The organism is Sulfurimonas sp. NWX79 (genome assembly GCF_039667035.1).
GTDB lineage: Bacteria > Campylobacterota > Campylobacteria > Campylobacterales > Sulfurimonadaceae > Sulfurimonas > Sulfurimonas indica.
The window spans coordinates 1-1,111 of record NZ_JALCZL010000055.1; the positions used below are offsets into that span (position 1 = coordinate 1).

Annotated in this window: 1 protein-coding gene; it reads right to left on the reverse strand. The window is 38.9% G+C overall.

Annotation, left to right across the window (positions count from 1 at the left end):
* The coding region (mqnE, locus tag MNY27_RS10860) for an aminofutalosine synthase MqnE (protein ID WP_346392343.1) at positions 1-1,015 on the reverse strand (1,015 nt) is incomplete at its 3' end.
* Between the last annotated feature and the right edge of the window lie 96 nt (positions 1,016-1,111).

Here is a 1,111-nt window from a genome sequence, read left to right on the forward strand (position 1 = left end):
TAAATCCACTGTTTTTAATAAGTGCCGTAAATTCATTGACATCCACACCGTTTGCACTCTTTGCACCTGCTGCAGAGTTAATGGACTCTTTTTCAATTGTCCCATCTAAATCATTTGCTCCAAACTCCTGTGCAACAAGGGCCAAGTTTACAGTAGATGTCACCCAGTAGGCTTTTAGATTTGGTACATTATCAAGAACTAATCTTGCAATAGCATAGGTTTTTAAAATCTCATTAGCAGTGATTGGTTTGTCAATATTTAAGTAGTTGTTTTCCGTCTGATAGACCAGAGGAATGAAGGCATTAAATCCACCCGTTTTATCTTGCAACTCACGGATACGCATCATATGATCGATTCGGTTCTCACGAGACTCTACATGTCCAAAGAGCATCGTAACATTTGACTTTTTTCCACGTTCATGCCATTTTCTATGGATCTCAAACCATTGATCCGATGTTACTTTGCCTTTACAGATGTAGTCGCGTACTTTCTCATCAAAGATCTCAGCTCCACCACCTGGCATAGAGTCCACTCCGTTTTCTACCATAAGGTCCAGTACCTCATCATAGCTAAGACCATGATGGCGTGAGAGAAAGTCAACCTCAGCAGCAGTAAGTGCTTTTACATGAAGCTCAGGGTACTTCTCTTTTATCTTTTTAAAAATTCCTAAGTACCAATCAAGTGTCACATTGGGATTGTGTGCAGAGACGATATGAATCTCTTTGGCATCATTTGCTACTATATTGTCAACAATTTGCATAATCTCTTCATGGCTCATTGTGTACTGGTTTGGATTTTTTCGTGTTGCAGAGTAGGCACAAAACTTACATACATCCGCACAGACATTTGTCGGGTTTATATGACGGTTGATGTTAAAGTATGTCTTTTTTCCATGAAACTCTTGACGCTTTTTATCAGCAAGCTCTCCAAGTTCAAAAAGGTCCATCTCATAAAGCACTACACCATCGCTCAAAGAGAGTCGTTCACCCGCTGCAATTTTTTCACTTATGCTCATACCCACCAGCCTCAATTTTTTCGCAAATTATATCTAAAAGAGATTAATCTTTGTTGTGTTATAATAGTGCATATTAAAGTAAGGGAGTCGTTTTAT